Here is a 24,399-nt window from a genome sequence, read left to right on the forward strand (position 1 = left end):
GTCGAGTCGCCGCTTGTCTGGGTCGAATCGGCGGAAGCGCGTCCCGTCGCTGCTGAGAGCAGTCGCGCACGATGCGATCGCGGAGGCCGCGTGCCGCGGTCGCACGACGCCGACCCGATGCGCCGCCCCGGACCCGCCACGCGGCGTCCGCGGAGCGGCCCGCCGCGCGTCGGTTCATGGAGCGGGCGCTACGCCGTCACGAGCGCCGCGCGGGCGTCGGGGTCGAGCCGGCGGTCGACCGCGAGGCGCAGCGCCGGGTTCGCGAGCAGCTTCGGGTCGGCGTCGAGCACCGCGCGGGCGGCGTCGCGCGCGGCCTCGATGATGCCCGCGTCGCGCGCGACCCGGAGCACCTTGAGCCCGCTGCGGCCGCCCGACTGCGCGGCGCCGAGCACGTCGCCCTCGCCGCGCTGCTCGAGGTCGACCTCGGCGAGCTCGAAGCCGTCGAGGGTCGAGGCGACCGCCTCGAGCCGCTCGCGAGCGGTGCTCTCGGGATCGACCGAGGAGACGAGCATGCACAGCGCCGCGTGCTCGCCGCGGCCGACGCGGCCGCGCAGCTGGTGCAGCTGCGAGACGCCGAAGCGATCGGCCGAGAGCACGACCATCATCGTCGCGTTCGGCACATCGACGCCGACCTCGATGACGGTCGTCGCGACGAGCACGTCGATCTCGCGATCGCGGAACGCGCGCATGACCGCGTCCTTCTGCTCCGTCGTGTCGGCCCCGGTGAGCTGCGCGAGCACCTTGCCCCGCAGCTCCGGCCGCTCACGCAGCCGCGCGAGCGTCGTCACCACGTCGTCGACGGGAGGCAGCGGCCTCGTGCCCGCCGACGCATCCGCCTCGTCGTCGCTCCGGTCGATGCCCTCGAGCTTGCCGGGCGAGATCGCCGGGCAGACGACGAACGCCTGCCGGCCGGCGTCGAGCTCCTCGCGCATCCGCGACCACACGCGCCCGAAGTGCGCGGGGCGCTCGACGGGATCGACGACGAACGTCTTGATCGGGCTGCGGCCCGCGGGGAGCGATCGGATGGTCGAGACGTCGAGGTCGCCGAACGCGGTCATCGCGATCGTGCGCGGGATCGGCGTCGCGGTGAGAACGAGCGTGTGCGGGTGGATGCCCTTCGCGCGCAGCGCCTCGCGCTGGGCGACGCCGAAGCGGTGCTGCTCGTCGATGACGACGAGCGCGAGCTCGGCGAAGGTCGTGCGCTCGCTCAGCAGCGCGTGCGTGCCGACGACGATGCGCGCCGACCCCGCCGCGATCGCGAGCGCCGCGCGCTTGCGGTCGGCGGCGGGCATCTGGCCGGTGAGGAGCGTCGGCTGCAGCTGGGCGGCGAGCTCGGGACCGAGCGAGCGCACGATCGAGCGGAGGTGCTGCACCGCGAGCACCTCGGTGGGTGCGAGGAGCGCCGCCTGACCGCCCGACTCGGCGACCGTGAGCATCGCGCGCGTCGCCACGACCGTCTTGCCCGAGCCGACCTCGCCCTGCACGAGCCGGTGCATCGCGGTGCCGCTCGCGAGATCGGCCGCGATCGCATCGCCCGCCGCGCGCTGGTCGTCCGTGAGCTGCCACGGCAGGCCCGCGTCGAAGCGCTCGAGCAGGGCACCCGGATGCCTCGGCTGGGTCGGGAGGGTGTCGAACCAGTCGCGGGTGGCGAGCAGGTAGGTCTGCAGCAGGAACGCCTCCTGCCACGCGAGCGAGTGGCGGGCGCGGTAGGCGTCCTGCTCGGTCTCGGGCTGGTGCGCCATGCGGAGCGCCTCGAGCAGCGACATCAGCCGGTGCTCGGCGCGCACCTCGGCGGGCACGGGGTCGCGCACGACGTCGAGCGAGTCGAGCGCCTGCGCGACCATCGCCTGGATCTTCGTCGTCGCGAGCGATTGGGTCGCGGGATAGATCGGCACGGGCTGCTGCGCCCAGCGCTCGGCGTCGACGCCCGCCTCCTCGTCGAAGAGCTCGTAGTCGGGGTGGGTCAGCTGCCGCTTGCCCTTGTAGTCGCCGACGACACCGGAGAAGAGCGCGGTGACGCCCTGGTGCAGCTCGGCCTTCCGCCACGCCTGGTTGAAGAACGCGAGCTCGAGCTCGCTCGAGCCGTCGGTGATCGTGATGCTCGTGAGGCTGCGCGGGCGGCCGCGCGCGTCGCGCTGCAGGTCGCGCGTCTCGACGCTCCGCACCTTCGCGACGACGGTGACGTGCTCCCCGGGCACGAGGCTCCGCAGCTCGGTGAGCTCGCCGCGCTTCGCGTAGCGGCGCGGGAGGTGCCAGAGCAGGTCGCCGACCGTCTCGAGCCCGAACGCGCGATGCAGCTTCCCCGCTTGCGCCTTCCCGAGCAGCCGCTCGAGCGGGCGCTCGAGCCCCTCGGGGAGCGCTCCGCCGGCTGCCTTCGACACCACTCGCCCAGGGTAGGCGCTCCCGCCCACGCGCCCCGGCGCATCCCCCAGTCCCCATGCGTCAGGATGTGTCCGTGACGCGCATCATCGGAGGGCTCGCGGGCGGGCTGCGGCTGCACGTGCCGCTGCGGGGCACGCGCCCGACGGCGGAGCGCGTGCGCGAGGCGATCTTCAGCGCGCTCGACGCGCGCGGGCTGTGCGACAGCGCGAACGTGCTCGACCTCTACGCCGGCTCGGGCGCGCTCGGGCTCGAGGCCGCGAGCCGGGGCGCGGAGTCGGTCGTGCTCGTCGAGCGCGACCGCGCGGCGGCGAAGGTCGCGGAGCGGAACGCCGCGGCGGTCGCGAAGGCGGGCGCGGCGCGCGCGGTCGTCGAGCCGGTGTCGGTCGCGCAGTTCCTGCAGCGCTCGGGGCGGCAGTTCGACCTCGTCTTCATCGACCCGCCCTACGACCTGCCGCCGGCCGAGCTCGGCTTCGTGCTCGCGACGCTCGCGCCGCTGCTCTCGCACCCCGCGGTCGTCGTCGTCGAGCAGTCGAAGCGCTCGGGCGACCTCGACCTGCCGGGCGACCTCGTGCTCGAGCGGGCGCGCGACTACGGCGACACGACGCTGCACTACCTCGCGACGGCGGGCACGAGCGCCGACGCCTGAGCCTCGGCGCGCCGGTCGTCAGGCGCGGTAGGGGTCCCAGCCGCGGGGCTCGAGCGGCGCACCGTCGAGCGTGACCCCCTCGCCGGCCTCGACGACGCCGAGCTCGGTCAGCGGCGCGCCCTCGACCTCGGCCGGGAGGTCGATGCCCGCGGGCAGCGTGACGAGCAGCGCGTGGTCCTCGCCCCCGTAGAGCACCGCGTCGCGGTCGATGGCCAGCCTGGCCGCGAGCGCGTCGACGGCGGCGCCCTCGAGCGCGATGCGGGCGGCGGATGCGCGGGCCACGCGGGCGGCGTCGAGCGCGAGGCCGTCGGAGACGTCGAGCATCGCGGTGGCGCCCATCGCCGCGAGTGCGGCCCCCGCCGCGACGGGCGCGGTCGGGGCGAGGTGGATGCGCACGGTCGCATCGTCGGCGGCGAGGCGCCGAGCGGCGCCGGGCTCGAGCGTGCCGCCCGCCGCGTCGCTCGCCGCGAGCAGGCGGCCGAGGCCCGTCGCCGACATGCCGAGCGTGCCGACGGCGCACACGCGGTCGCCCGCCCGCGCGCCCGAGCGGAGCACCGCATCCGCGCCCCGCATGTCGCCGAACGCCGTCACCGCGATCGTGACGCGCTCGGCGGTGCCGAGATCGCCGCCGACGATGCCGCAGCCGGGAGCCATCGCGGCGATGCCGTCGGCGAGGCCCTCCGCGAACAGCTCGAGGTCGGCCACGCGCGTCGCGCGCGGCACCGCGAGCGCCACGACGAGCGAAGTGGGCACGGCGCCCATCGCGGCGATGTCGGCGAGGTTCGAGGCGACCGCCTTCCAGCCGAGGTCGTGCCATCCCGACCAGTCGAGCCGGAGGTCTGCGCCCTCGAGCATCGTGTCGGTCGTGACGACGAAGCGGCCGTCGGGCGCGCACACGACCGCGGCGTCGTCACCGGGGCCGACGATCGTCGCGTCGCCCGCCGGGAGCAGCGGCAGGAAGCGGCGGAGCGCCTCGAGCTCGCCGACGTCGGCCAGCGTCACGTCGTCCATGCCGGCAACGCTAGCCGGGAAGTCCGATCAGCTCCTCGCGGGACCCCTTCCACCCCGCGGGACCCGGTGCACCAGGTCCCGTTCGGTGGGAAGGTCCGGCGGTGGCGGTGCCGCGCCGGGCGGCGCCCGCCGCGCCCTCGGTAGGCTCGAGGGGTGCGCCTCCTCCCCCTCGCTGCCGCCGCCGCTGCGCTCCTCGCGCTCACCGGCTGCGCTCGCGCGGTGACGCTCCCGGCCGCCGACGACGCATCCGACCCCGGGTGCGCGCGCGTGTCGGTCTCGCTCCCCGAGCAGCTCGGCGACGCGAGCCTCCCGGAGCCGCTCGAGCGTCGCGACACGACGTCGCAAGCGACGGCCGCGTGGGGCGACCCGAGCGCGGTGACCCTGCGCTGCGGCATGCCCGAACCGGCGCCGTCGGCGAACCGCTGCATCCAGGTCGGCCCCGTCGACTGGCTCGAGGTCGCGCAGGAGGAGAACGTCTGGACGTTCGTGAGCTACGGCCGCTCGCCCGCGACGGAGGTGGTCATCGACACGAACGTCGTGAGCGCGGTGACCGCGCTCGAGGGCGTCTCGAACGCGGTCGACCGCATCGAGCGCACCGGCGAGTGCACCTGAGCGATCGGGACCGCCGCCGATGGACTACGTGCAGATCGAGCTACCTGTGCGCGATTGGCAGCTCGTCGACGCGTGCGCCGACAACAGCGCAGCCACTGATGCGGTGGGTCTCGACATCGGCTCGGTGACCACGAGCGCGTGCGTGCGCGATGCCGGCTGGCGCGCATCCGCCGCCTTCGCCGACGAGCATGACGCGCTCGGCTGGCCTCCGGCGGATCGGATGCTGGCGATCGTGCTGCAGCGCGAGCACTGGCGCTGGGTCGTCGCGCACCTGGACCGGTGGGCGCGCTTCGAGGATGGCGCCGACCTCGAGCGCGTCCGCGCCGTGATCGAGGAGCGGCTGGACTAGGAAACCGCGTCGGTCGCGAGCACGTCGGGCAGGAAGACGCGGCCGTCGTCATGCCCGGGGTCGAGCACGATCGCGTGCCCCTTCGGGATGGCCGCGGCGAGCTCGGCACCCGTGAGCTTCAGGTGCCGGCGCGTCTTGGTGACGAAGCCGCCGATGCGCTTCGTCGACGTGAACGCGACGACGAGCTGCAGCTCGCCGTGCGGCACGACGAGGAACCGGCCGGAGCCCGGGTCGCGCGGGTTCTCGACGACCGCGGGCACGACGAGCTCGGCGTCGCGCACGACCGCCCACGCGCCGGCGTGATCGGTCGCATCGATGTCGTGCAGGGCGTCGAGCGTCGGGTTGGCCACGCATCCATGCTGGCAGACGGGGGGCGGATGCCGTGGGTCGGGAAAGCATGTCGGTGGCGGCTGGGAGACTGGTCACATGGCGCTCGACTTCACGGCAATCGACTTCGAGACCGCCAACGGCAGCGCGGCCTCCGCGTGCGCGGTCGGCCTCGTGAAGGTGCGGGACGGCCTCATCGTCGACCGCTTCTCGACGCTCATCCAGCCCTCCTTCCCGCACGATGAGTTCTGGGAGTGGAACACGCGCATCCACGGCATCCACGCCCACCAGGTGCTGGATGCGCCCGATTGGGCCGAGGCGCAGCGGCTCATCCTCGAGTTCGGCGGCGACGACGTCTACGTCGCCCACAACGCCGGCTTCGACAAGGGCGTCATGCGCGCGGCAGCGAAGGCCGCGCGGCTGCCGGTGCCCGACATGCGCTGGACCGACTCGCTGCGCATCGCCCGCAAGACCTTCGCGCTCGAGTCGTACCGGCTGCCGGTCGCGGCGCTCGCGGCGGGCTTCGACGACTTCCGCCACCACGACGCGGGCGGCGATGCCGAGGCGTGCGCGGCGATCGTGATCGGCGCCGCGAAGCGGCACGAGCTCGACGATCTCGACGCGCTCGTCAAGCGCTGCATGTCGGCCGTGCACGAGATCGGTGAGCGCCACGAGGAGCTCGCCGAGCTCGAGGCGGCACGGCGCGCGGCGCAGCGCGAGCGGCCGTGGTGGCAGTAGTTCGGCGAGGCCTCGCTATAACGAAACCATCACATTTCGACGGTGAGGATCGGTCGAGATCCGCGTGATCCTGCGGAAGTCGGCGCCGGCGCCCCGTAGCTCTTCTACTGCCCTGGGGTAACGTCGATCCGCGGTGGCCACGGCTGGCCGCCCTTCCGAATGGACGCGACCGTCGGCTCCCCAGCTGTCGACGAGCGTATGGTGCCGCTTCGCAGACGACCTCCGTCGTCGATGGACGGCAGACGACACACCGCCGGCGCGGTGGCACCCGTCCTCGACTGAACGCCCTCGCGGCGTGGCAGGAGTGACCGTGACCGAACCGCAAGTGATCGCGCGCCCCGGGGGTGCCGACGAGACCCGTGGCGCCGACGACATCGCCGTGCGCGTCGAGCACCTCACGAAGGTGTTCGGCCGCCGGGGCCTCGAGGCCGCCGACCGCCTCGCCGCCGGCGCCTCGCGAGAGGACGTCGCCAAGCTCGGCACCGCCGCCGTCATCGACGCCTCCTTCGAGGTGCGACGCGGCGAGATCTTCGTCGTGATGGGGCTCTCGGGCTCCGGCAAGTCGACGCTCATCCGCATGCTCAACGGCCTGCTCGACGCCACGCACGGCACCGTCGAGATCGCCGGCGAGCGCGTGACCGGCATCGACGCGAAGCGACTGCGCGCCGTGCGCCGCTCGCAGGTCTCGATGGTCTTCCAGCACTTCGCGCTCCTGCCCCACCGCACGGTGCTCGACAACGTCGCCTACGGACTTGAGATCCAGGGCGTCGACCGCGAGCGCCGGCTCGAGCTCGCGCGCGACGTCGTCCGCCGGGTCGGGCTCTCCGGCTGGGAGGAGCGGTTCCCGAGCGAGCTCTCCGGCGGCATGCAGCAGCGCGTCGGCATCGCCCGCGCCCTCTGCGCCGACACCCCCGTGCTGCTCATGGACGAGGCGTTCAGCGCGCTCGACCCGCTCATCCGCCGCGAGATGCAGGAGCAGCTCGTCGAGCTGCAGGCCGAGCTCGGCAAGACGATCGTCTTCATCACCCACGACCTCAACGAGGCGATGTTCCTCGGCGACCGCATCGCCGTCATGCGCGACGGCCGCATCGTGCAGATCGGCACGCCCGAGGAGATCCTCACCGACCCCGCGAACGACTACGTCGCGCAGTTCGTGCAGGACGTCGATCGCACCCGCGTGCTCACCGCAGCGAGCGTGATGGAGCCGCCCGCCGCATCCGTGCCCGCCACCGTCGGGCCGCGCGGCGCGCTCCGCGCGATGCGCGACGTGCAGAGCTCGACCCTCCTCGTCACGGGGCCGGGCCGCACCGTGCTCGGTGCCGTGCGCGACCGCGACGTGCTGCGCGCCGTGCAGCGCGGGCACCGCGAGCTGCGCCCGCTCGTCGACGCCGACGTGCACCGCGTCTCGCCCGACACGAGCCTCGCCGAGCTGCCGGAGCTCGCCGTCACGAGCGGCCTGCCGATCGCGGTCGTCGACGGCGGCGACCGCCTGCTCGGGGTCATCCCGCGCGTCATGCTGCTCGCGGCGCTCGGCAACGTGCCGACCGAGACGTCGGAGATGGCGATCGTCGACCTGCCGCCCGCGCTCGACCCGGCGCTCGTCGCCCAGACCCTCGACGATGCGAGTGCTCGCTTCGATGGACAGGAGGTGCGCGATGCTCGATGACATCCGCCTGCCGCTCGGCGACTGGGTCGAGACCGGCGTCGACTGGATCACCGACAACCTCGCCGTGCTCTTCGACGTGATCCGCACGGTCGTCGGCGGCGTCTTCGACGTCGTCGAGATGGCGTTCACGGAGCCGCCCGCGATCGTCATGATCGTCGTGCTCGCGCTCATCGCCCTCCTCGTGCGGGGATGGCGGATGGGTGTGGGCACGGTGCTCGGGCTCGTCGTCATCGTGCTCGTCGACCAGTGGGACAACGCGATGGCGACGCTCGCGCTCACGGTCGTCGCGGCGCTCCTCGCGCTCCTGCTCGCCATCCCGCTCGGCATCTGGGCGGCGCGCTCCGACACCGTCTCGGCGATCATCCGACCCGTGCTCGACTTCCTGCAGACGATGCCCGCGTTCGTCTACCTGATCCCGGCGATCATCCTGTTCGGCATCGGCGTCGTGCCCGGCATCATCGCGACCATCGCGTTCGCGATGGCGCCCGGCGTGCGCTTGACCGAGCTCGGCATCCGCGGCGTCAACCGCGAGATCGTCGAGGCCGGTGCCGCCTTCGGCGCCTCCCCCGGCCGCATCCTGCGCCAGATCCAGCTGCCGCTCGCGCTGCCGACGATCATGACGGGCGTCAACCAGATCATCATGCTGTCGCTCTCGATGGTCGTCATCGCGGCGATGGTCGGCGCCGGCGGCCTCGGGCAGGACATCGTGCAGGCGCTGCAGCGCATCGACGTGGGACTCGGGTTCGAGGCGGGCCTGTCGGTCGTGACCCTCGCGATCGTGCTCGACCGCGTGACGAACGCGCTCGGCAGCCTGCAGGCGCACAGCCCCGTCGCGAAGCTGCGGTCGCGCCGGCGCAGCGCAGCCCCGAGCGCACCATCGCCGCACGACGTCGCCGCCGTGACGACCGTCGAGACGGCACCGGCCGGCAGCGGCCGCTGAGACTTCGGCGGCCGCGCAGGCGGCCGCTGACGGACGGAAGATACGGAACGAGAGAGGACACAGCATGCACAAGCGATTCATCCGCGCGACGGCCGTCGCTGCCGTCGGAGCGCTGGCTCTGGCCGGCTGCGCGTCGAGCGGCTCCGAGGCGGAGGCGCCCGAGGGCGACGCCGCCGCGACGAGCGACCAGACCGACCTGACGATCGGCGTCTTCAACGGCTGGCCCGAGGGCGAGGCCGTCTCCTACCTGTGGGAGGCGATCCTCGAGGAGCAGGGCTACGACGTCGAGCTCGAGTACGCCGACGCGGGCCCCGTCTTCGCGGGCGTCGCGGGCGGCGACTACGACGTGACGCTCGACGGCTGGCTGCCGATGACCCACGCCGACTACATGACCGAGTTCGGCGACGACCTCGTCGACCTCGGCTCGTGGAACGACGACGCCGTGCTGACCCTCGCGGTCAACGAGGATGCGCCGATCACGTCGATCGCGGAGCTCGCCGACAACGCCGACGCGTTCGGCAACCGCATCGTCGGCATCGAGCCGGGCGCGGGCCTCACCGGCGCGACGCAGGACAGCGTCATCCCGACCTACGGCCTCGAGGGCATGGAGTTCGTCACGTCGTCGACCCCCGCGATGCTCGCCGAGCTCAGCGGCGCGATCGACGCCGGCGAGAACATCGTCGTGACGCTGTGGCGCCCGCACTGGGCCTACGACGAGTTCGCGATCCGCGACCTCGAGGACCCGGAGGGCACGCTCGGCGCCGCCGAGGGCATCCACTCGATCGCCCGCACGGGCTTCGAGGAGGACTTCCCGCAGCTCACCGCCTGGCTGCAGGCGTTCGAGATGGACTCGGAGCTGCTCTTCTCGCTCGAGAACGCGATGTTCAACAGCGATGCGTCGCAGAGCGACTACCCCGAGGTCGTCGCCACCTGGATCAGCGAGAACCAGGAGTACGTCGACTCGCTCACCGCGACCGAGTAGTCGCGCGAGCACGCGAGGCCCCGCATCCAGGTGATGGATGCGGGGCCTCCGTCGTGCGGGCACCGCGTGTGGGCGGCCTCCCCTACGCTCCTCGCAACGAGGTCGGGAGTGGATGTGGGTGGCCCCATCTACCCTCCTCGCAAGGGAGGCAGCGATGTCGAGCACCGAGCGGGCAGGAGCGGCGGTCGAGGCCGCTCGCGCGCTGCTCGCGGATGCTCCGTCGTTCCCTCGAGCGTCGACCGGCGAGATCGTCGAGATCCTCGGCTGTGTCGCCGAGCTGTCGCGGGTGACTGAGTCGCTGCAGGTGCGGCTGGCGCACGAGGTCGAGGAGCGCTCGCAGGGCCCGACCGACGAGCCGCTGTCGCTGGTGCTCGGCGCGCGGCACGCGAAGGAGGCGGTCGGGCGCGCGTTCGGCGTGCGGCCCGGTCGAGCGCTCGAGCTGCTCGTCATGGCCCGCGCGACCTCCGCCTCGCTCGGCCTCACCGGCGCCGAGATCGCCGCGAGGTACCCGGCCATCGCGGCCGCGCTCGCCGACGCGGAGCTGTCGTTCGCGCAAGCGCACGCGATCCTGACGACGCTCGATCCGGCCGCGGCCCGCGCGGATCTCGCGCAGCTCGCGCTCGCCGAGCAGACGCTCGTGCGGCACGCGACCGATCCGGCCATGCCGCTGCCGCCCGAGCAGCTGACGGTGCTCGCTCGCCGCTGCGTCGCGATCCTCGACCCCGACGGTGTGCTGCCGAACGACGAGAAGCAGCGGGCGCTGCGGTCGCTGCGCATCCGGCAGCAGCCCGACGGGTCATGGCTGACGATCATCCGCTCCCCCGCCGAGGATGGCTCGAAGGTCAAGGCGTTCACGGATGCGTGGGGCGGCCCGCGCGTGAAGGTCGCCTTCCACGACGAGCGCTGCGCGAAGGGCGGCTGCGACGGCACCGACTGCGACGCCGAGGGCTCGCTCGACGACCGCACCCCCGAGCAGAAGGCGCACGACGCGCTCATCGCCGCCGTGAGCGCGTACGCCGCCTCCGGCGACGCGCCGCTCGCCGGCGGCGAACCGCCCGTGCTGTTCCTCACCGGCACCGTCGAGGCCTACAGCGCGCACGTGCAGGGCCTCGCCAGCACCGATTGCACGCTCACGATCGAGCACACCGGCAGCCTCACCCCCATCCAGGGCATCGACCAGCTGCTCTGCTTCGCCGACACCCACACGCTGATCGTCGACGAGGACGGGCACCCGCTCTGGCTCGGCCGCGCGAAGCGCCTGTTCACGCGGGCGCAGAAGCGCGCGCTCGCCAAGCGCGACAAGGGCTGCCGCGTGCCCGGCTGCGGCATGCCCGTCGCCTGGTGCGAAGCGCACCACATCATCCCCTGGCAGCTCGGCGGCAAGACCGACATCGACAACGGCATCCTCGTGAGGCTGTCGCGCGAATGTCGTCCGGGTCGACGGCGACGGGTATCGGCAGTCGCTGCGAGCGCGCGGGGCGTGCCCGCCGGGCAGCTATGCCCCTGCGGTGCGCAGCTTCAGGAGGTTGTGTGCGGCGCAGATGAGGCGCCATTCGCTCTGGACTGCGTCGAGGCCTCGGCGGGTGAATCGTCGGTAGCCGAGGTTGCCCTTGATGTTGCCGAAGACCGGTTCAATCGTGTGCTGGCGCTGGGCGTAGAGGGCGGAGCCGCGTGGCTCGGCGAGCTTCTCGTCCATCACGGCCCTCGCGATCGACGGTTCGACGGCCTCGCCGCGGACGTGGGCGAGCATGGAGTTGATCCGGGTGCCTGAGACCATGAGCTCGCCGGCGGCTTCTCGCTTGTTGATCTCGCCGCGATTCAGGCGCTCGATCACGGGCAGCCATTCAGCCGGCGTCGGTTCCGCAGCGCGCCCAGCTCGAGGTCCGTCCTTGCCGAAGTAGCGCTTGGTCATGTCGCCGACCCACGTGTAGGAGACGCCGAGGATCTCGCCCGCCTTGCGCTGGGAGAGCTCGCCCCGGTTGACCTTCGCCAGCACTGACAGCTTGTGGTCGTCGGGTCGCTCGGCGCGGTGATCGGCGGGCTTCTTCGTCGCGATCAGCACCTCGGCGCCGACATCGGCGGTGCCGTTCGCGGCGGTCCAGTAGCCGGCGTCGGCGACGAACGTGCCGACCGGCTCGTCGTGGCCGGCGTCGGCGAGGTTCTCGGTGACCGCGGTCGCCATCGGCACGAAGTGCGGCTGGTCATTGGTGGTGACGGTGACCTCGGCGGCGACCACGATCTGGCCGCCCGCGGTCGCCGCGGTCTGCGCGTTGTAGCCCTGCATCGCGCCGCGCCCGGTGTTCGGGATGATCCGCGAGTGCGGGTCGGTGGTGTTCGCCCGTCGCGGCTTCGCCCGCCGCGCCGTGTCGGGCCGCGGTTTCGGGCCGGTCAGTTGCTTGCCTGAAGCGGCCTCCTTCCGCTCCCGCTCCGCGACCCGCGACTCGTAGTCGCGCGCCTTCTCCCGCTCCAGCTCGTCCAGCGCGGCCCGAATCCGCTCGCGCCGGTCCCGGCCGCCGGACCATGCCGCGGGCAGCTCGTCGCCGCGGCGATCGCCGAACAGGGCGTCCTCGGCCGCGTCGGTCTGCTCCGCCTCGTCGAGGATCTCGGCGGCGAGATCCTCGCGCGAGCGGTTCGCGAAGAACGACGCGTCCGCGGCGATCTTCGTCCCGTCGATCGCGATCATCCCCGCATCGACGATCCCCGCCTTCACGCAGAGCCCGAGCACCTGCCCGAACAGCGCCGCGATCGCCTCCTGGTGCCGGGATCGGAACCGCGCCAGCGTCGCGTGATCCGGCGTCTGGTTCACCGCCAGCACGCGGTAGGCGACGTCCTCGACCAGCTTCCGCTCGATGCGCCGAGAGGAGCGCTCGCCGGTGCAATAGGCGTAGAGCAACACGCCCAGCATCAGCGCCGGATCGTAGACCGCGCCGCCGCGACCATCGGCCGGGTACGACGCGTAGAACGCTGTGAGATCGAGCTCCGCGACCGTGTCCAGCACGAAGAACGCGAGGTGGTCTTCAGGGAGCCAATCCCGCACCGACGGCGGCATCAGGAACAGCTGATCGAGATCCCCAGAGCGCACGTTCACGGCCATGACCCATTCTCCCGCGACCCCTCCGCAGACCCACGCAGGCACGCCATTCATGCGACAGCCTCTCGTCTGCAGCTACCACCACCACGAGATCCACGCCGGCCGACTGCGAGTCGAGCGAGCAGGACCGCGGCCCGGCCAATGGCGCATCGTGCCCGAGCTCCAGCCCGCCCGCACCCGCACCGCGGCCCTTTCGTTCGCCGGCCTCTCGTTCGCGGGCCTGCAGACACCGCCCGAGCAGCCGCGAAGCCTCGAAGCAGCCGCACCGGCACCGCTCGCGGTGAAGCTGCCCGAGCTCCCCGAGCCCGGCGGCGAGCCGGCGGTCGAGCCATCCGCCCGACCACCTCGGCGCCGTCGACGCCCGCCCATGCTGACCGAGCGCCGCCTCCGCGCGCTGCTCGAGCGGCACGGTCGTGCTCGGGAGCATCGAGCACGCGCCGACGTCTTGCCGAGACCGGGGCTCGTGCTCCGCCGCTGAGCAGCGGTTCAGCCGGCGGCGACGGTCCCGTCGTGCGCCTCGATGTGGCGCAGGAACGCCTCGCGGAACCGCTCCGGCTCCTCGATGTGGGGCGAGTGGCCCGCCGTCTCGAAGACGACCTCCTCGTACGAGCCGCCCGCCGCGGCGTACTCGTCGAGCACTCGCCGCGTCTGCGCGATCATCGGCTGGGGCGGCGCCGCCTCCTCGCCCGGCCAGCCAGGAACGACGCCGTGCTTGCCGAGCGTGTTGAAGTCGAAGAACGACTCGTCCGAGACGATCGGGTCGTGCGCGCCACGCACCCACAGGATCGCAGGCTTGCGCTCGATGCCCACGATGCCGCTGAGGTCGAGGTGCACCGCCGACATCGTGTTGAGGATGCCGCGCGTGCCGGGCGCGAAGCCCGGCCACGACTCCGACGCGACCCCGTCGCCCGGCTGGTTGTCGAGCCCCGTCTTCGTCGAGAGCATCGACTCGACCCAGAGGTCCTCGTGCTCGTCGGCGAAGCCGGGCGCGACGTAGCTCGAGCGGAAGACGCTCCGCGGGCTCGTCGGCGCCTCGTCGGTTGCGTCGCCCGCCTCGAGCCTCGCGACGAAGTCGGGGTTCGCTCCCCCGCCGCCGGTGCCCGCCGCATCCGGCGTGCAGCGCGAGCCGTCGAGCCGCGTGCCGAAGCCGTGCGGCGGCACGGGCGCCATGAGCGTCACCGAGCGGATGAGGTCGGGCCGGTCGAGCATGAGCTGCATGACGACGCCGCCGCCCATCGACCAGCTGAGCAGGTGCGCATCGGCGATGCCGAGCGCATCCATGACCGACGCGACGTCGTCGGCGAAGTCGCGAAGGCCCCGCGTCGCATCGACCGGCAGCGTCTCGCTGTCGCCGTAGCCGCGCAGGTCGATCGCGATCGACGGCCGCGGCAGGGCGAGCATGAGCGGCTGGAAGAAGAGCGACGACGACACGTTGCCGTGGATGAGCACGACGGGTCGCTCATCCTCGCGCCCCGCGACCTCGCGGCGGACCACGGATGCGGCGAGCCGCTCCGTGCGGACGCTCGACTGCTCGATCCCCGCGAGGATCGTCGTCACTCGAGGATCTCCGGCTCGGTCTTCGCGCGCACCTCCTCGATCGTCACGCCCGGCGCGAGCTCGACGAGCCGCAGCCCCTCGGGCGTCACGTCGAGCACCGCGAGGTCGGTGATGATGCGGTCGACGACGCCCTTGCCCGTGAGCGGCAGCGAGCACGCGTTCAGGATCTTCGCCGAGCCGTCCTTCGCCGTGTGCTCCATGAGCACGATGACCTTCGCGGCGCCGTGCACGAGGTCCATCGCGCCGCCGGGGCCCTTGACCATCTTGCCGGGGATCATCCAGTTGGCGATGTCGCCCGAGGCCGACACCTGCATCGCGCCGAGGATCGCGGCGTCGATCTTGCCGCCGCGGATCATCGCGAACGACGTCGCCGAGTCGAAGAACGACGTGCCCGGGAGCGTCGTCACGGTCTCCTTGCCGGCGTTGATGAGGTCGGGGTCGACCGCATCCTCGGTCGGGTAGGGCCCGACGCCCAGGATGCCGTTCTCGCTCTGCAGCACGACGGTCACGTCGTCGGGCACGTAGTTCGGCACGAGCGTCGGCAGCCCGATGCCGAGGTTGACGTACATGCCGTCCTCGAGCTCCTTCGCTGCGCGCGCGGCCATCTCGTTGCGGGTCAGTGCCATGGCTGGTCTCCTCTCGCCCGTCTCAGTCTTCTCGCGGTCAGTCTTCTCGCACCGTGCGGCGCTCGATGCGCTTCTCGATGTCGGTGCCGACCTCGATGATCCGGTGCACGAACACGCCCGGCAGGTGCACCGCATCCGGGTCGATCTCGCCCGGCTCGACGAGCTCCTCCACCTGCGCGATGCAGATGCGCCCCGCCATCGCCGCGGGCGGCGAGAACTGGCGGGCGGCCTTGTTGAAGACGAGGTTGCCGTGCCGGTCGCCGCGCAGCGCGTGCACGAGCGAGAAGTCGGTCGTGATGGCCTCCTCGAGCACGAACTCCCGCGGCTCGCCGTCGACGTCGAACGTCGCGGTGGGCTTGGGGGCGGATGCCTTGGCGACCGTGCCGTCGGCGTTGTACAGCTGCGGGAGCCCGCCCTCCTGCACCTGCGTGCCGACGCCCGTGCGCGTGTAGAACGCGGCGATGCCGGAGCCGCCGGCGCGGAGCTTCTCGGCGAGCGTGCCTTGCGGCGTGAGCTCGAGCTCGAGCTCGCCCGTGAGGTAGCGGCGCTCGAACTCCTTGTTCTCGCCGACGTAGGACGAGGTCATCTTGTCGATCTGGCCGCCGCGCAGCAGCAGGCCGAGCCCCCAGTCGTCGACGCCGCAGTTGTTCGAGACCACCCCCAGGTGCTTGACGCCCCGCTCCTCGAGCGCGCGGATGAGCGCCATCGGGTTGCCGGAGAGGCCGAAGCCGCCGACCGCGAGGGTCGCTCCGTCCTGGATGTCGGCGACAGCCTCCGCCGCCGAGCCGTAGGTCTTGTCGATCGCCATCAGCGTGCCCCTTCCGTGCGGGATCCCTGCCCCGCTGCCTGCAGGCGCGCGACGACGGCCGCGACCGCGTCGACGCCCGAGCCCATCAGGATCGTGTAGTGATTGGTGTCCTCGACGTCGTCGACCTCGAGTCCGGGCAGCCGCGACCGCCACGTCGCGAGCCACTCGTCATCGTAGAGGCCCGGCGATTCGTCGAACAGGCCGCGCGGGCTCCGCAGCAGCGCGATCGGCGCCTCGAGGGCCTCGAGGGCCTCGGTGTAGCCGCCGCGGCCGTCGAGCTCGACGAGGTTCGCGACGACCGCGTCGGGGTTCGCCGAGGGCCGCAGCGCGAAGCCCTCCGACTCCTCCCGCTCGTCGGGCACGAGGTCGTAGTCGACGTACTCCTCGATCGCCGGGCTCCAGTAGGGCCCGAAGGCCGGGTGCTGCCGCCAGAAGTCGCGGTAGGCGGCTGTGTCGGGGAACGTCATCCGCAGCCGCTCGATCGCCGGTCCGAGCACGTCCTCAGGGCTCAGGTCCGAGCCCTCGGGGGCTGGGCGCAGCGGCAGGCCGCCGTCGACGAGCACGAGCGACGCGACGAGCTCGGGATGGGCGCTCGCGAGCCGGGTCGCGACGTGGGCGCCCATCGAGTGGCCGACGATGATCGCTCGCGCGAAGCCTGCCGCGCGCATCGCCGCGGCGACGTCCTCGGCGTGCTGCACCATGCCGAACGGCGCGGGCAGCGCGCGCGAGCCGCCGCGGCCGCGCAGGTCGACGGCGAGCACGGGCGCGCCCAGGCGCTCGGCGAGCGGCGAGAACGAGCGGTGGTTGGCCGTGATCCCGTGGATGGCGACGACGGGCGTGCCCGGCGCATCCGCCCGCCACACGGTCGCGGCGAGCTCGCCGCCGTCGACGGCGACGCGCAGCGGCTGCTCCGCCGAGGCGGGTGCATCGGTCGCGGTCGTCACCGGGCGCTCCAGCCGCCATCCATGACGTACGAGGTGCCCGTGACCATGCCCGCGTGCGGGCCGGCGAGCCAGGTCGCGAGCGACGCGACCTCCTCGGGCTCGACGAGGCGCTTCACGGCGGCCTCGGTGAGCATGACCTTCTCGAGCACGTCGGCCTCGGGGATGCCGTGCGTCTTCGCCTGGTCGGCGATCTGCGCCTCGACGAGCGCGGTGCGCACGTAGCCGGGGTTGATGCAGTTCGAGGTGACGCCGTGCGGGGCGCCCTCGAGCGCCGTGACCTTCGAGAGCCCCTCGAGCCCGTGCTTCGCGGCGACGTAGGCCGACTTGAAGGCGGATGCGCGCAGGCCGTGCACGCTCGAGAGGTTGAGGATGCGGCCGAAGCCGCGCTCGTACATCCCCGGGAGCGCCGCGCGGATGAGCAGGAACGGCGCCTCGAGCATGAGGGTGTGGATGCGCCGCCACATCTCGGGCTCGTAGCTCTCGATCGGGGCGACGCGCTGGATGCCCGCGTTGTTCACGAGGATGTCGGCCTCGAGCGAGAGCGACTCGAGCGAGGCGACGGCGAGGAGGTCGACCTCCCACGACTCGCCGCCGAGCTCGGTCGCGAGCGACTCGGCGGCGGCGGCGTCGCGGTCGGCGATCACCACGTGCGCGCCCTCCGCGGCGAACGAGCGGGCGATCGCGGCGCCGATGCCCGCGGCGCCGCCCGTGATGACGGCCCTGCGGCCGGAGAGCGTGCTCATGAGTCCTCCTGGGTTGGAGCCGCGGTGGCGGCAGCGGTCAACTGCGACGGGGCGGTGCCGAGCGCGCGCTGCACGAACGCCACCATCTCGTCGAACACATCGTCGGGCACGGGTGTCGCGCCGGTGCCGTACGCGCCGTCGTCCCCCGTCGGCCACAGCACGTAGCGCATCCCGATCATCTCGCCGACGCCCATGAGCGCCCACGCGGCGACCTCGGGGTCGACGTCGCCGATCTCGCCGGCGGCGCGGGCGCGCTCGAGGCCCTCTCGGTAGCCCTCGACGATGCGCTCGTAGTGCGCGCGCATCGCGCCGGGCGAGACGAACTCGGCCTCGCGCACGACGCGGTAGAGCGCGGGGTGCTCGGCGGTGAAGGCGAAGAACTCGCGGAAGCCCTCGCGCTCGGCCTCGGCGCGGTTCGAGCCGCGCGCCGCGCCGTCGCTCATCGCCTTCCGCACGCGCCGGTTGAGGTCGTCGACGAGCTGCTCGAAGAGGTCGAGCTTCGACTCGAAGTAGAGGTAGAACGTGCCTTGCGCGACGCTCGCGCGCTCGGTGATGCGCGCGATCGAGGCGGCCTGGTAGCCCTGCTCGGCGAAGACGCCCTCGGCGGCCGCGAGCAGCTTCGCCTTCGTCTGCTCGCCGCGCTTCGTCCGCGGCTGGTTCATGACACCGCTCCTTGCTGCTCGAGCGACGCGGCGAGCGCGCGGCGGAGCGGCTTGCCCGTGCTCGTGCGCGGGATGCCGTCGACGACCACGAAGCGCTTGGGGTGCTTGAAGTCGGCGATGCGGCCGTCGAGGTGCCCGCGCAGGTCCTCCTCGGTCGCCACCCCCTCGAGCACGAGCCACGCGACGACCTCCTCGCCCCAGCGCTCGCTCGGCACGCCCGCGACGGCCGCCTCGGCGACCGCGGGGTGCTCGAGCAGCGCGAGCTCGACCTCGATGGGCGCGATCGACTCGGCGCCCGAGCGCACGATGTCCTTCATCCGGTCGACGACGCGGATGCGGCCGGCCGCGTCGCGTTCGACGAGGTCGCCCGTGCGCAGCCACGACCCGCACCGCGCCTCGGCGGTCGCCTCGGGGTCGCGGAAGTAGCCCTGGAAGACGGCGGGCCCGCGCACGAGCAGCTCGCCGCGCCCCGGCGCCGACTGCACGCGGCCGTCGACGAGCAAGGCGACGTCGACGTGCGGGTAGGGGCGGCCGGCGGTGCCGTCGTCGCCCTCGTCGCGCGCGAGCGAAACGTTCGGCGCCGCCTCGGTGAGCCCGTAGCCCTGCCGCACGGGCACGCCGTGGCTGCGCAGCAGCTCGGTCGCGCGCGGGTCGAGCATGCCGCCGCCGACGATCGCGGCCTTGAGGCTCGAGAGGTCGCACGCGAGGAAGTCGGGGTGCTGGACGAGCGCGCGGTAGGTCGTCGGCACGCCCATGGTCGCGGTCACGCGGTGCCGCTCGTCGGCCTCGAGCACCTCGCCGGCGATCCCGAGCTCGCCCGCGGCGTCGACCCACACCCAGCGGAACGAGCCGCCGGTGCGCATGTCCATCTCGCACACGGGGAACACGGGGAACTCGGTCTCGGGGTCGGGGCCGAGCAGCCACGAGCGCACGATCTCGGGCTCGGTGTAGGCCCGCCAGACCTCGGCGGCCGGGGCGCGGAAGTCGCGCTCGTAGGCGATGGAGGTGTCGTCGGGCATGGTGAATCGGGTCTTCATGGTCACTCCTTGTCGCTTCCCGACTGGAGGTGCGACTCGAGGCGGTCGCGTCGGGCATCGACCTGGACCTCGAACTGCGAGACGAAGACGGCAGCGCGGATGAGCGGCGCGAGCTCGATGATGCGGGGGATGCGCTGCGCGTCGCGCTCGGCTCGGACGAGGCCGGCCTCCTCGAGCACCTTGCAGTGCTTCGAGACGGCCGGCTGGCTGAGCCCGGCGAGCGCGGTGAGCTCGGTGACGGTCGCGGGCCCCGACCGCAGCCGCAGCAGGATGCGGCGGCGAGTGCGGTCGGAGAGCGCTGCGAAGATGCGGTCGAGCTGCTCGTCGTCGAGCCGCTGCTCTCGCATTTCCATCACCACCCAGTTCTATAACCACCTAGCAATGTACGACTGCGCGACCGACACGTCAAGAGGCGGATGCGTCACTCGCTCGGCGTCGTCGCGGGGCGTTCGCGCTCCCCCGCGGCTCGCGTCGCCGCGGCGCCGACGAGCCGCTCGAGCGGTCCGCGACTGCGCGTCACCGCGAGGATCGCGCCGATCGCGATCGCGATGCCGAGCTGCGCCGCCCACGCGCCCCAGCCGAGCGAGAGCTCCGGCTCGGCGAGCGCGAGCGTCGAGAGCAGCACGACGTGCACGACGTAGATCGTGAGGGGCGCGGCGCCGGCGGCGCGGAGCGGCTCGAGCACGCGGAGCGCGGCAGCCGGGAGGGATGTCGCGAGCAGGCCGAGGAGCGCGATCGCGACGAGCCCGATGCCGACGGTGCGTGCCATGTCGGCGGGGGTGCCGGTGTGGGGCGCGGCGACGAGCTGCCAGGCGGGCTCGGCGCCTTGCGCGGCACCGTAGCCGTTCATGAGGATCGAGTCGCGCACCGCCGCGACCGGCAGCTCGAGCACCGTCTCGGCGACGAGCCGCAGGCCGAGCTCGCTCGCCGCGACGCCGGCCGCGATGAGCGCCGCGCCGATCGCACCGATCGCGGCGAGCGCCCGCCGCTCGCGGCCCCGCGCGCGGGCGGCGAGCAGCGCGCGGGCGAGGAGCATGCCGATCAGCAGGTACGCGAGCCAGGTCACGACCGGGTAGACGCCCGTGAGCACGACGTCGACCGCGGCGGCGAGCAACGCGTCGCCGGGCCCCTCGGGCTCGACGAGCTCAGCGGGCAGGCTCTCGCGGGCGATCGCCGCGAGCGAGCCGCCCGCCGCCCACAGCGCCGCCGCGAGCGCGGCGATCGCCCACGACGGCAGCGTCAGCAGCAGCCCGGCGAGCGCGATGGAGACGCCGAAGGGCACGAGCACGACGAAGACCGCGGTCGCGAGCGGCGCCACGAGGACGCCGAGCACGGCGACGACCGCGCCGCGCGCGAGCGTCGAGCGGATCGCGCCCCGCCGATCCCCCGCCGCGAGCCGCTGCCGCGCGGCGAGCACGACGCTCACACCGCCCAGCACGGCGAACAGCGTCGACGGCGGTCCGTCGACGAGTGCGACGACGCCCGGCGCCGGCTCTTCCCAGAGGACGGTGTGCGCCGCCATCATCCCCGCGACGGCCGCGAGCCGCGCGAGGTCGATGCCCACGAGTCGCGTGCCGGCCACGGCACCATCGTGCCGCACGCGCGGTGGAGCTAGGGGCGGAGACCCTTTCGGGTCTCCGCCGCGACCCCAGCGCCGACGCCCGTCTCGGGCGTCGGACGGCGACTCACGCATTCGCGACTCAGGCTGCTCTCGTGCCACGACCGGACCCGTTCGCGCGGACTCGACCCGCTCTCGGCGACCCGACCGCTTCCGGCAGCGAGTCGACCCGTTCTCGCCCACTCGACCCGCTGCAACGGCTCTACTCGGCGAGAAGCGGTCGAGTCGTCAGGCAGCGGCTCAGGCGATCAGGCCTTCGACTCGAGCCACTTGTCGCTGCGGTGCTCGGCGATGACGCGGCGCGCGGTGCCGGTCTTCGAGCGCAGCACGAGCGACTCCGTGCGGATGAGCGGCCCCTTGCGGCGCACGCCGTCGAGCAGCTGCCCGTCGGTGACCCCCGTCGCGACGAAGTACGTGTTGTCGCTCGCGACGAGGTCGTTCAGCCCCAGCACGCGGTCGAGGTCGTGCCCCGCCGCGACGACCTTGCGGTGCTCCTCGTCGCTCTGCGGCGCGAGGCGGCCCTCCATGAAGCCGCCGAGCGCCTTGATCGCGCACGCGGTGATGACGCCCTCGGGCGTGCCGCCCGCGCCGACGCACATGTCGATGCGGGTCTCCCAGCGCGCAGCGTTGATGCCGCCGGCGACGTCGCCGTCGCGCATGAGGCGCGTGCCGGCGCCCGCCGAGCGGATCTCGTCGATGAGCTGCGCGTGGCGCGGCCGGTCGAGGATCGCGACGACCATCTCGCCGACGTCCTTGCCCTTCGCGCGAGCGAGCTCGCGCAGGTTGTCGCCGATCGACTGCTCGAGCGAGATGACGCCGTGCGCCTCTGGACCGGCGACGAGCTTGTCCATGTAGAAGGCGTCGACCGGGTCGTACATCGTGCCGCGATCGGCGACCGCGATGACGCTCAGCGCGTTCTGGCGGCCGGCCGCGGTGAGCGACGTGCCGTCGATGGGGTCGACGGCGATGTCGCACGAGGGGCCGCGGCCGTTGCCGACGTGCTCGCCGTTGAAGAGCATCGGCGCCTCGTCCTTCTCCCCCTCGCCGATCACGACGACGCCGTCGAACGCGACGGTCGCGAGGAACGTGCGCATCGCGTTGACCGCGGCACCGTCGGCGGCGTTCTTGTCGCCGCGCCCGATCCACGGCACCGCGCGGATCGCCGCCGCCTCGGTCGCCCGCACGAGCTCCATCGCGAGGTTGCGGTCGGGGTGCTCGAAGACCGGTGCCGTCATCGAATCGGAGCTGGTCGCCACGGTGTCCTCCATCGGTTGGCCTTGCCCTTGAGCCTAGTGATGCGGATGCGTTGGCCCGGCCATGCGGGCGCGGCACGCCCGCGCGTCACGCGTCGGCATCCTCGCTCAGCTCGGCGATCGTCGCGGCGAGCGCCCCGAGGATGACCGCCGACGAGGTGGCGCCGGGGTCGGGGTAGCCGATGTCGGGATTGGATGCGTCGAAGCGCGCCTCGAGCGCGGCCGTCTCGAGCGCGGCCTCCTCGGCGATGCCCGCCGCGCGCGCGGCCGCGACCGTGACCGTCTCGCCGCGCACGAGGTGGTCGCGTGCGTCGTCGAGGGCGGGCACGAGCGTGTCGACGACCGACTTGTCGCCGACGTTCGCGTCGGTCATGCCGTGGAGCGCCGCGAGCGCCGCGTCGATCATCGCGACCGGCCCCTGCCGCTCGACGGAGGCTGCGGCGCCGAGCACGGTGCCCCACAGCGGGTTGGAGAAGCCCGCGCCGGCGCGCCACGCCTCGGCGGCGTCCGAGAGCGCTGCGCCCGCGGGAGCGCCCGCGGCCGCGTCGCGCGCGGCCGTCGCGCCCGAGAGCATGTGCTGGCCGTGGTTGCCGTCGCTCGCGACGGCGTCGAGCCCGTCGAGGTCGTCGCTCGCCTCCGCGAGCGCCGCGACGATGCGGTCGAGCGCCGCGCGGACGATGTCGTCGTGCTGCATGCTGACCCTCCTCGAGCCGCGGGGCTCGCCCCCGGCGGATGCCTGAAGCCTAGACTGAGACCGATCCCGCGACGCCGCGCCTGGCGGCTCGCGCCACAGACGAGTCAGGAGCCGCACGATGCCCGTCGCAACGCCCGAGCAGTACGCCGAGATGCTCGACAAGGCGAAGTCGAACGCCTTCGCCTACCCCGCCATCAACGTCTCATCCTCCTCGACGATCAACGCCGTGCTGCAGGGGCTCGCCGAGGCCGGCTCCGACGGCATCATCCAGGTCACGACGGGCGGCGCCGACTACTTCGCCGGCCAGAGCGTCAAGAACCGCGCGGGCGGGGCGATCGCGTTCGCGCGCTTCGCCACCGAGGTCGCGAAGGCCTACCCCATCACCGTCGCGCTGCACACCGACCACTGCCCGAAGGACGCGCTCGACGGCTTCGTCATGCCGCTGCTCGAGGCGAGCGAGGAGGAGGTGCGCGCAGGTCGCGCGCCGCTCTTCCAGTCGCACATGTGGGACGGCTCGGCGGTGCCCCTCGAGGAGAACCTCGAGATCGCGAAGCAGATCCTCCCCCGCACGCACGCGCTCGGCCAGGTGCTCGAGGTCGAGATCGGCGTCGTCGGCGGCGAGGAGGACGGCGTGAGCCACGAGATCAACGACCAGCTCTACACGACGCTCGACGACGCGATCGCGACGGTCGAGGCGCTCGGCCTCGGCGAGCACGGCCGCTACATGGCGGCGCTCACGTTCGGCAACGTGCACGGCGTCTACAAGCCGGGCAACGTCAAGCTGCGCCCCGAGCTGCTGGGTGAGATCCAGGCGGGCCTCGCCGAGAAGTACGGGACGCATGCGAAGCCGCTCGACCTCGTCTTCCACGGCGGCTCGGGCTCGAGCGACGAGGAGATCGCCGAGGCGGTGCGGAACGGCGTCGTGAAGATGAACATCGACACCGACACGCAGTACGCGTACACGCGCTCCGTCGCGGGCAGCATGTTCTCGAACTACGACGGCGTGCTGAAGATCGACGGCGAGGTCGGCAACAAGAAGGTCTACGACCCCCGCTCGTGGGGCAAGACGGCCGAGTCGGCGATGGCGCAGCGCGTCGTCGAGGCGACGCAGCAGCTCGGCTCGGCCGGCTGGTCGAGCAAGTAGGCAGACACGACGATGGGCCCCGCCGCGGCGGGGCCCATCGTCATGTCTCTGGAGAGCTCAGTGCTTCGTGCCGAACTGCAGCCGGTTGCGGAGCTGGATCTCGGCGTTGGCCTGCGCCGCGGGATCGCCGTCGTGGGCGCCCGGCAGCGCGTCGTCGCCGTACGTCTGCACGCCCGAGCCGGTCAGGCCCTGCCAGAACCGCTTGAGCCGTGCCATGAAGCCCCGTCGCTCCGCCATGGTGCTACTCCCAATCGCCCGCATCGATGATGCTGTCGGTGCCCTCGGGCATCGTCGTGTCGTCGACGCCGTTGTCGTCGGAGTCGACGCCGGCCTGCGTGCCGCCGTGCTCGTCGGGGATGTCGGCGGGGTCGTCGCCCTCCCACTCCTCGTCGCGCGACTCGGCGCCCTCGGGGGCGTCGTCGTCGCCGATCTCGTCGAGCTCGTCGGTGGCCAGCACGCGGTCGTCGTCCGCCGGGTCGCCCATCGACTCGTCGAAGTCCTCGCCCTCAGCCATCTGCTCGGCCCACTGGTCGTCCTGCTGCACGTCTGCCATGCGGCGAGCGTATCCA

The 24,399-nt window shown here is 72.9% G+C and carries 25 protein-coding genes and 1 pseudogene; 9 read left to right on the forward strand and 17 right to left on the reverse strand.

The window, feature by feature from the left end:
- Positions 1–188: 188 nt before the first annotated feature.
- Positions 189–2,384, reverse strand: a complete 2,196-nt coding sequence (locus JSQ78_RS05260; RefSeq protein ID WP_249295935.1) for an ATP-dependent DNA helicase RecG — start codon at positions 2,382–2,384, stop codon at positions 189–191.
- 71 nt (positions 2,385–2,455) lie between these two features.
- On the opposite strand from JSQ78_RS05260, the gene rsmD reads away from it, so the two are divergent.
- Positions 2,456–3,028: a 16S rRNA (guanine(966)-N(2))-methyltransferase RsmD gene (rsmD, locus tag JSQ78_RS05265; RefSeq protein ID WP_249295937.1), complete on the forward strand. Its 573-nt coding sequence runs from the start codon at positions 2,456–2,458 to the stop codon at positions 3,026–3,028.
- A gap of 18 nt (positions 3,029–3,046) precedes the next feature.
- Here the strand turns inward: rsmD and thiL are convergent, their stop codons facing one another.
- Complete coding sequence (gene thiL, locus JSQ78_RS05270; RefSeq protein WP_211449962.1) at positions 3,047–4,039, reverse strand: thiamine-phosphate kinase; 993 nt, start codon at positions 4,037–4,039, stop codon at positions 3,047–3,049.
- A gap of 153 nt (positions 4,040–4,192) precedes the next feature.
- On the opposite strand from thiL, the gene JSQ78_RS05275 reads away from it, so the two are divergent.
- Both JSQ78_RS05275 and JSQ78_RS05280 read left to right on the forward strand, forming a co-directional pair.
- Positions 4,193–4,651 carry a DUF3515 family protein gene (locus tag JSQ78_RS05275; protein ID WP_208063649.1) on the forward strand — a complete coding sequence of 153 codons (459 nt, stop codon included), beginning with the start codon at positions 4,193–4,195 and terminating at the stop codon, positions 4,649–4,651.
- 19 nt (positions 4,652–4,670) lie between these two features.
- Entirely contained in the window at positions 4,671–5,000 is a 330-nt protein-coding gene (locus tag JSQ78_RS05280) for a hypothetical protein (protein WP_211449964.1), read from the forward strand.
- On the opposite strand, the gene JSQ78_RS05285 is transcribed toward JSQ78_RS05280, so the two are convergent.
- Positions 4,997–5,350 carry an SseB family protein gene (locus tag JSQ78_RS05285; protein ID WP_211449966.1) on the reverse strand — a complete coding sequence of 118 codons (354 nt, stop codon included), beginning with the start codon at positions 5,348–5,350 and terminating at the stop codon, positions 4,997–4,999. The genes JSQ78_RS05280 and JSQ78_RS05285 overlap by 4 nt on opposite strands.
- Before the next feature lie 76 nt (positions 5,351–5,426).
- On the opposite strand from JSQ78_RS05285, the gene JSQ78_RS05290 reads away from it, so the two are divergent.
- From JSQ78_RS05290 to JSQ78_RS05310, 5 genes and pseudogenes are all read left to right on the forward strand, one after another.
- Positions 5,427–6,065, forward strand: coding sequence for a 3'-5' exonuclease (locus JSQ78_RS05290; protein WP_211449967.1), 639 nt, complete (start codon positions 5,427–5,429; stop codon positions 6,063–6,065).
- A gap of 328 nt (positions 6,066–6,393) precedes the next feature.
- Positions 6,394–7,731, forward strand: coding sequence for a quaternary amine ABC transporter ATP-binding protein (locus JSQ78_RS05295; protein ID WP_211450526.1), 1,338 nt, complete (start codon positions 6,394–6,396; stop codon positions 7,729–7,731).
- Positions 7,721–8,671, forward strand: a complete 951-nt coding sequence (locus JSQ78_RS05300; protein WP_211449969.1) for an ABC transporter permease — start codon at positions 7,721–7,723, stop codon at positions 8,669–8,671. Before JSQ78_RS05295 ends, JSQ78_RS05300 begins: the two co-directional genes overlap by 11 nt.
- Before the next feature lie 64 nt (positions 8,672–8,735).
- On the forward strand, positions 8,736–9,653 hold the full coding sequence (locus JSQ78_RS05305; protein WP_211449971.1) for a glycine betaine ABC transporter substrate-binding protein: 918 nt from the start codon (positions 8,736–8,738) through the stop codon (positions 9,651–9,653).
- A 154-nt stretch (positions 9,654–9,807) separates the two neighbouring features.
- Positions 9,808–11,022, forward strand: a pseudogene (locus JSQ78_RS05310) (HNH endonuclease signature motif containing protein); the annotation flags it as partial.
- A 126-nt stretch (positions 11,023–11,148) separates the two neighbouring features.
- Here JSQ78_RS05310 and JSQ78_RS05320 read toward each other — a convergent pair.
- From JSQ78_RS05320 to JSQ78_RS05375, 12 genes are all read right to left on the reverse strand, one after another.
- Positions 11,149–12,798 (reverse strand): transposase, encoded by a 1,650-nt coding sequence (locus JSQ78_RS05320; protein WP_211449973.1) that lies wholly within the window; start codon positions 12,796–12,798, stop codon positions 11,149–11,151.
- Positions 12,799–13,230: 432 nt separating this feature from the next.
- Positions 13,231–14,301, reverse strand: a complete 1,071-nt coding sequence (locus JSQ78_RS05325) for an alpha/beta hydrolase (RefSeq protein WP_211449975.1) — start codon at positions 14,299–14,301, stop codon at positions 13,231–13,233.
- Positions 14,298–14,927, reverse strand: a complete 630-nt coding sequence (locus tag JSQ78_RS05330) for a CoA transferase subunit B (protein WP_211449976.1) — start codon at positions 14,925–14,927, stop codon at positions 14,298–14,300. Before JSQ78_RS05330 ends, JSQ78_RS05325 begins: the two co-directional genes overlap by 4 nt.
- 37 nt (positions 14,928–14,964) lie before the next feature.
- Positions 14,965–15,735, reverse strand: coding sequence for a CoA transferase subunit A (locus JSQ78_RS05335; RefSeq protein ID WP_211449978.1), 771 nt, complete (start codon positions 15,733–15,735; stop codon positions 14,965–14,967).
- Complete coding sequence (locus tag JSQ78_RS05340; RefSeq protein WP_249295939.1) at positions 15,735–16,679, reverse strand: alpha/beta hydrolase; 945 nt, start codon at positions 16,677–16,679, stop codon at positions 15,735–15,737. The genes JSQ78_RS05335 and JSQ78_RS05340 overlap by 1 nt, the downstream gene beginning before the upstream one ends.
- Complete coding sequence (locus tag JSQ78_RS05345; RefSeq protein WP_211449980.1) at positions 16,676–17,422, reverse strand: 3-hydroxybutyrate dehydrogenase; 747 nt, start codon at positions 17,420–17,422, stop codon at positions 16,676–16,678. Before JSQ78_RS05345 ends, JSQ78_RS05340 begins: the two co-directional genes overlap by 4 nt.
- Complete coding sequence (locus tag JSQ78_RS05350; RefSeq protein WP_211449981.1) at positions 17,419–18,084, reverse strand: TetR/AcrR family transcriptional regulator; 666 nt, start codon at positions 18,082–18,084, stop codon at positions 17,419–17,421. The genes JSQ78_RS05345 and JSQ78_RS05350 overlap by 4 nt, the downstream gene beginning before the upstream one ends.
- The gene (locus JSQ78_RS05355) at positions 18,081–19,121 is read right to left on the reverse strand and encodes an AMP-binding protein (RefSeq protein ID WP_211449988.1); all 1,041 of its coding nucleotides are present in this window, start codon (positions 19,119–19,121) and stop codon (positions 18,081–18,083) included. The genes JSQ78_RS05350 and JSQ78_RS05355 overlap by 4 nt, the downstream gene beginning before the upstream one ends.
- A 2-nt stretch (positions 19,122–19,123) precedes the next feature.
- Complete coding sequence (locus JSQ78_RS05360) at positions 19,124–19,474, reverse strand: ArsR/SmtB family transcription factor (RefSeq protein ID WP_211450528.1); 351 nt, start codon at positions 19,472–19,474, stop codon at positions 19,124–19,126.
- Positions 19,475–19,542: 68 nt separating this feature from the next.
- Positions 19,543–20,703, reverse strand: coding sequence for a heparan-alpha-glucosaminide N-acetyltransferase domain-containing protein (locus JSQ78_RS05365; protein ID WP_211449990.1), 1,161 nt, complete (start codon positions 20,701–20,703; stop codon positions 19,543–19,545).
- Positions 20,704–20,987: 284 nt separating this feature from the next.
- Positions 20,988–21,974, reverse strand: a complete 987-nt coding sequence (gene glpX / locus JSQ78_RS05370; protein WP_031223965.1) for a class II fructose-bisphosphatase — start codon at positions 21,972–21,974, stop codon at positions 20,988–20,990.
- 106 nt (positions 21,975–22,080) lie between these two features.
- Positions 22,081–22,686, reverse strand: a complete 606-nt coding sequence (locus tag JSQ78_RS05375; protein ID WP_211449992.1) for a DAK2 domain-containing protein — start codon at positions 22,684–22,686, stop codon at positions 22,081–22,083.
- A 118-nt stretch (positions 22,687–22,804) separates the two neighbouring features.
- Here JSQ78_RS05375 and fbaA point away from each other — a divergent pair, with 118 nt between their 5' ends.
- Positions 22,805–23,830 carry a class II fructose-bisphosphate aldolase gene (fbaA, locus tag JSQ78_RS05380; RefSeq protein WP_211449993.1) on the forward strand — a complete coding sequence of 342 codons (1,026 nt, stop codon included), beginning with the start codon at positions 22,805–22,807 and terminating at the stop codon, positions 23,828–23,830.
- Between the two features lie 57 nt (positions 23,831–23,887).
- Here fbaA and JSQ78_RS05385 read toward each other — a convergent pair whose 3' ends face one another.
- Positions 23,888–24,067 (reverse strand): hypothetical protein, encoded by a 180-nt coding sequence (locus JSQ78_RS05385; protein WP_211449995.1) that lies wholly within the window; start codon positions 24,065–24,067, stop codon positions 23,888–23,890.
- 4 nt (positions 24,068–24,071) lie between these two features.
- A complete protein-coding gene (locus JSQ78_RS05390) occupies positions 24,072–24,383 on the reverse strand; it encodes a hypothetical protein (protein WP_211449997.1) in 312 nt (103 codons plus the stop codon).
- Between the last annotated feature and the right edge of the window lie 16 nt (positions 24,384–24,399).

This window comes from Agrococcus sp. Marseille-Q4369, assembly GCF_018308945.1.
In the GTDB taxonomy this organism is placed as follows: domain Bacteria; phylum Actinomycetota; class Actinomycetes; order Actinomycetales; family Microbacteriaceae; genus Agrococcus.

Coding starts and splice junctions, on each gene's coding strand:
- JSQ78_RS05390 (WP_211449997.1), bottom strand. CDS start 24,383: ATGGCAGACGTGCAGCAGGACGACCAGTGGGCCGAGCAGATGGCTGAG.
- JSQ78_RS05320 (WP_211449973.1), bottom strand. CDS start 12,798: ATGAATGGCGTGCCTGCGTGGGTCTGCGGAGGGGTCGCGGGAGAATGG.
- JSQ78_RS05355 (WP_211449988.1), bottom strand. CDS start 19,121: ATGAAGACCCGATTCACCATGCCCGACGACACCTCCATCGCCTACGAG.
- JSQ78_RS05345 (WP_211449980.1), bottom strand. CDS start 17,422: ATGAGCACGCTCTCCGGCCGCAGGGCCGTCATCACGGGCGGCGCCGCG.
- JSQ78_RS05330 (WP_211449976.1), bottom strand. CDS start 14,927: ATGGCACTGACCCGCAACGAGATGGCCGCGCGCGCAGCGAAGGAGCTC.
- JSQ78_RS05280 (WP_211449964.1), top strand. CDS start 4,671: ATGGACTACGTGCAGATCGAGCTACCTGTGCGCGATTGGCAGCTCGTC.
- fbaA (WP_211449993.1), top strand. CDS start 22,805: ATGCCCGTCGCAACGCCCGAGCAGTACGCCGAGATGCTCGACAAGGCG.
- JSQ78_RS05360 (WP_211450528.1), bottom strand. CDS start 19,474: ATGGAAATGCGAGAGCAGCGGCTCGACGACGAGCAGCTCGACCGCATC.
- JSQ78_RS05385 (WP_211449995.1), bottom strand. CDS start 24,067: ATGGCGGAGCGACGGGGCTTCATGGCACGGCTCAAGCGGTTCTGGCAG.
- JSQ78_RS05300 (WP_211449969.1), top strand. CDS start 7,721: ATGCTCGATGACATCCGCCTGCCGCTCGGCGACTGGGTCGAGACCGGC.
- glpX (WP_031223965.1), bottom strand. CDS start 21,974: ATGACGGCACCGGTCTTCGAGCACCCCGACCGCAACCTCGCGATGGAG.
- JSQ78_RS05335 (WP_211449978.1), bottom strand. CDS start 15,735: ATGGCGATCGACAAGACCTACGGCTCGGCGGCGGAGGCTGTCGCCGAC.
- JSQ78_RS05290 (WP_211449967.1), top strand. CDS start 5,427: ATGGCGCTCGACTTCACGGCAATCGACTTCGAGACCGCCAACGGCAGC.
- thiL (WP_211449962.1), bottom strand. CDS start 4,039: ATGGACGACGTGACGCTGGCCGACGTCGGCGAGCTCGAGGCGCTCCGC.
- JSQ78_RS05350 (WP_211449981.1), bottom strand. CDS start 18,084: ATGAACCAGCCGCGGACGAAGCGCGGCGAGCAGACGAAGGCGAAGCTG.
- JSQ78_RS05305 (WP_211449971.1), top strand. CDS start 8,736: ATGCACAAGCGATTCATCCGCGCGACGGCCGTCGCTGCCGTCGGAGCG.
- JSQ78_RS05375 (WP_211449992.1), bottom strand. CDS start 22,686: ATGCAGCACGACGACATCGTCCGCGCGGCGCTCGACCGCATCGTCGCG.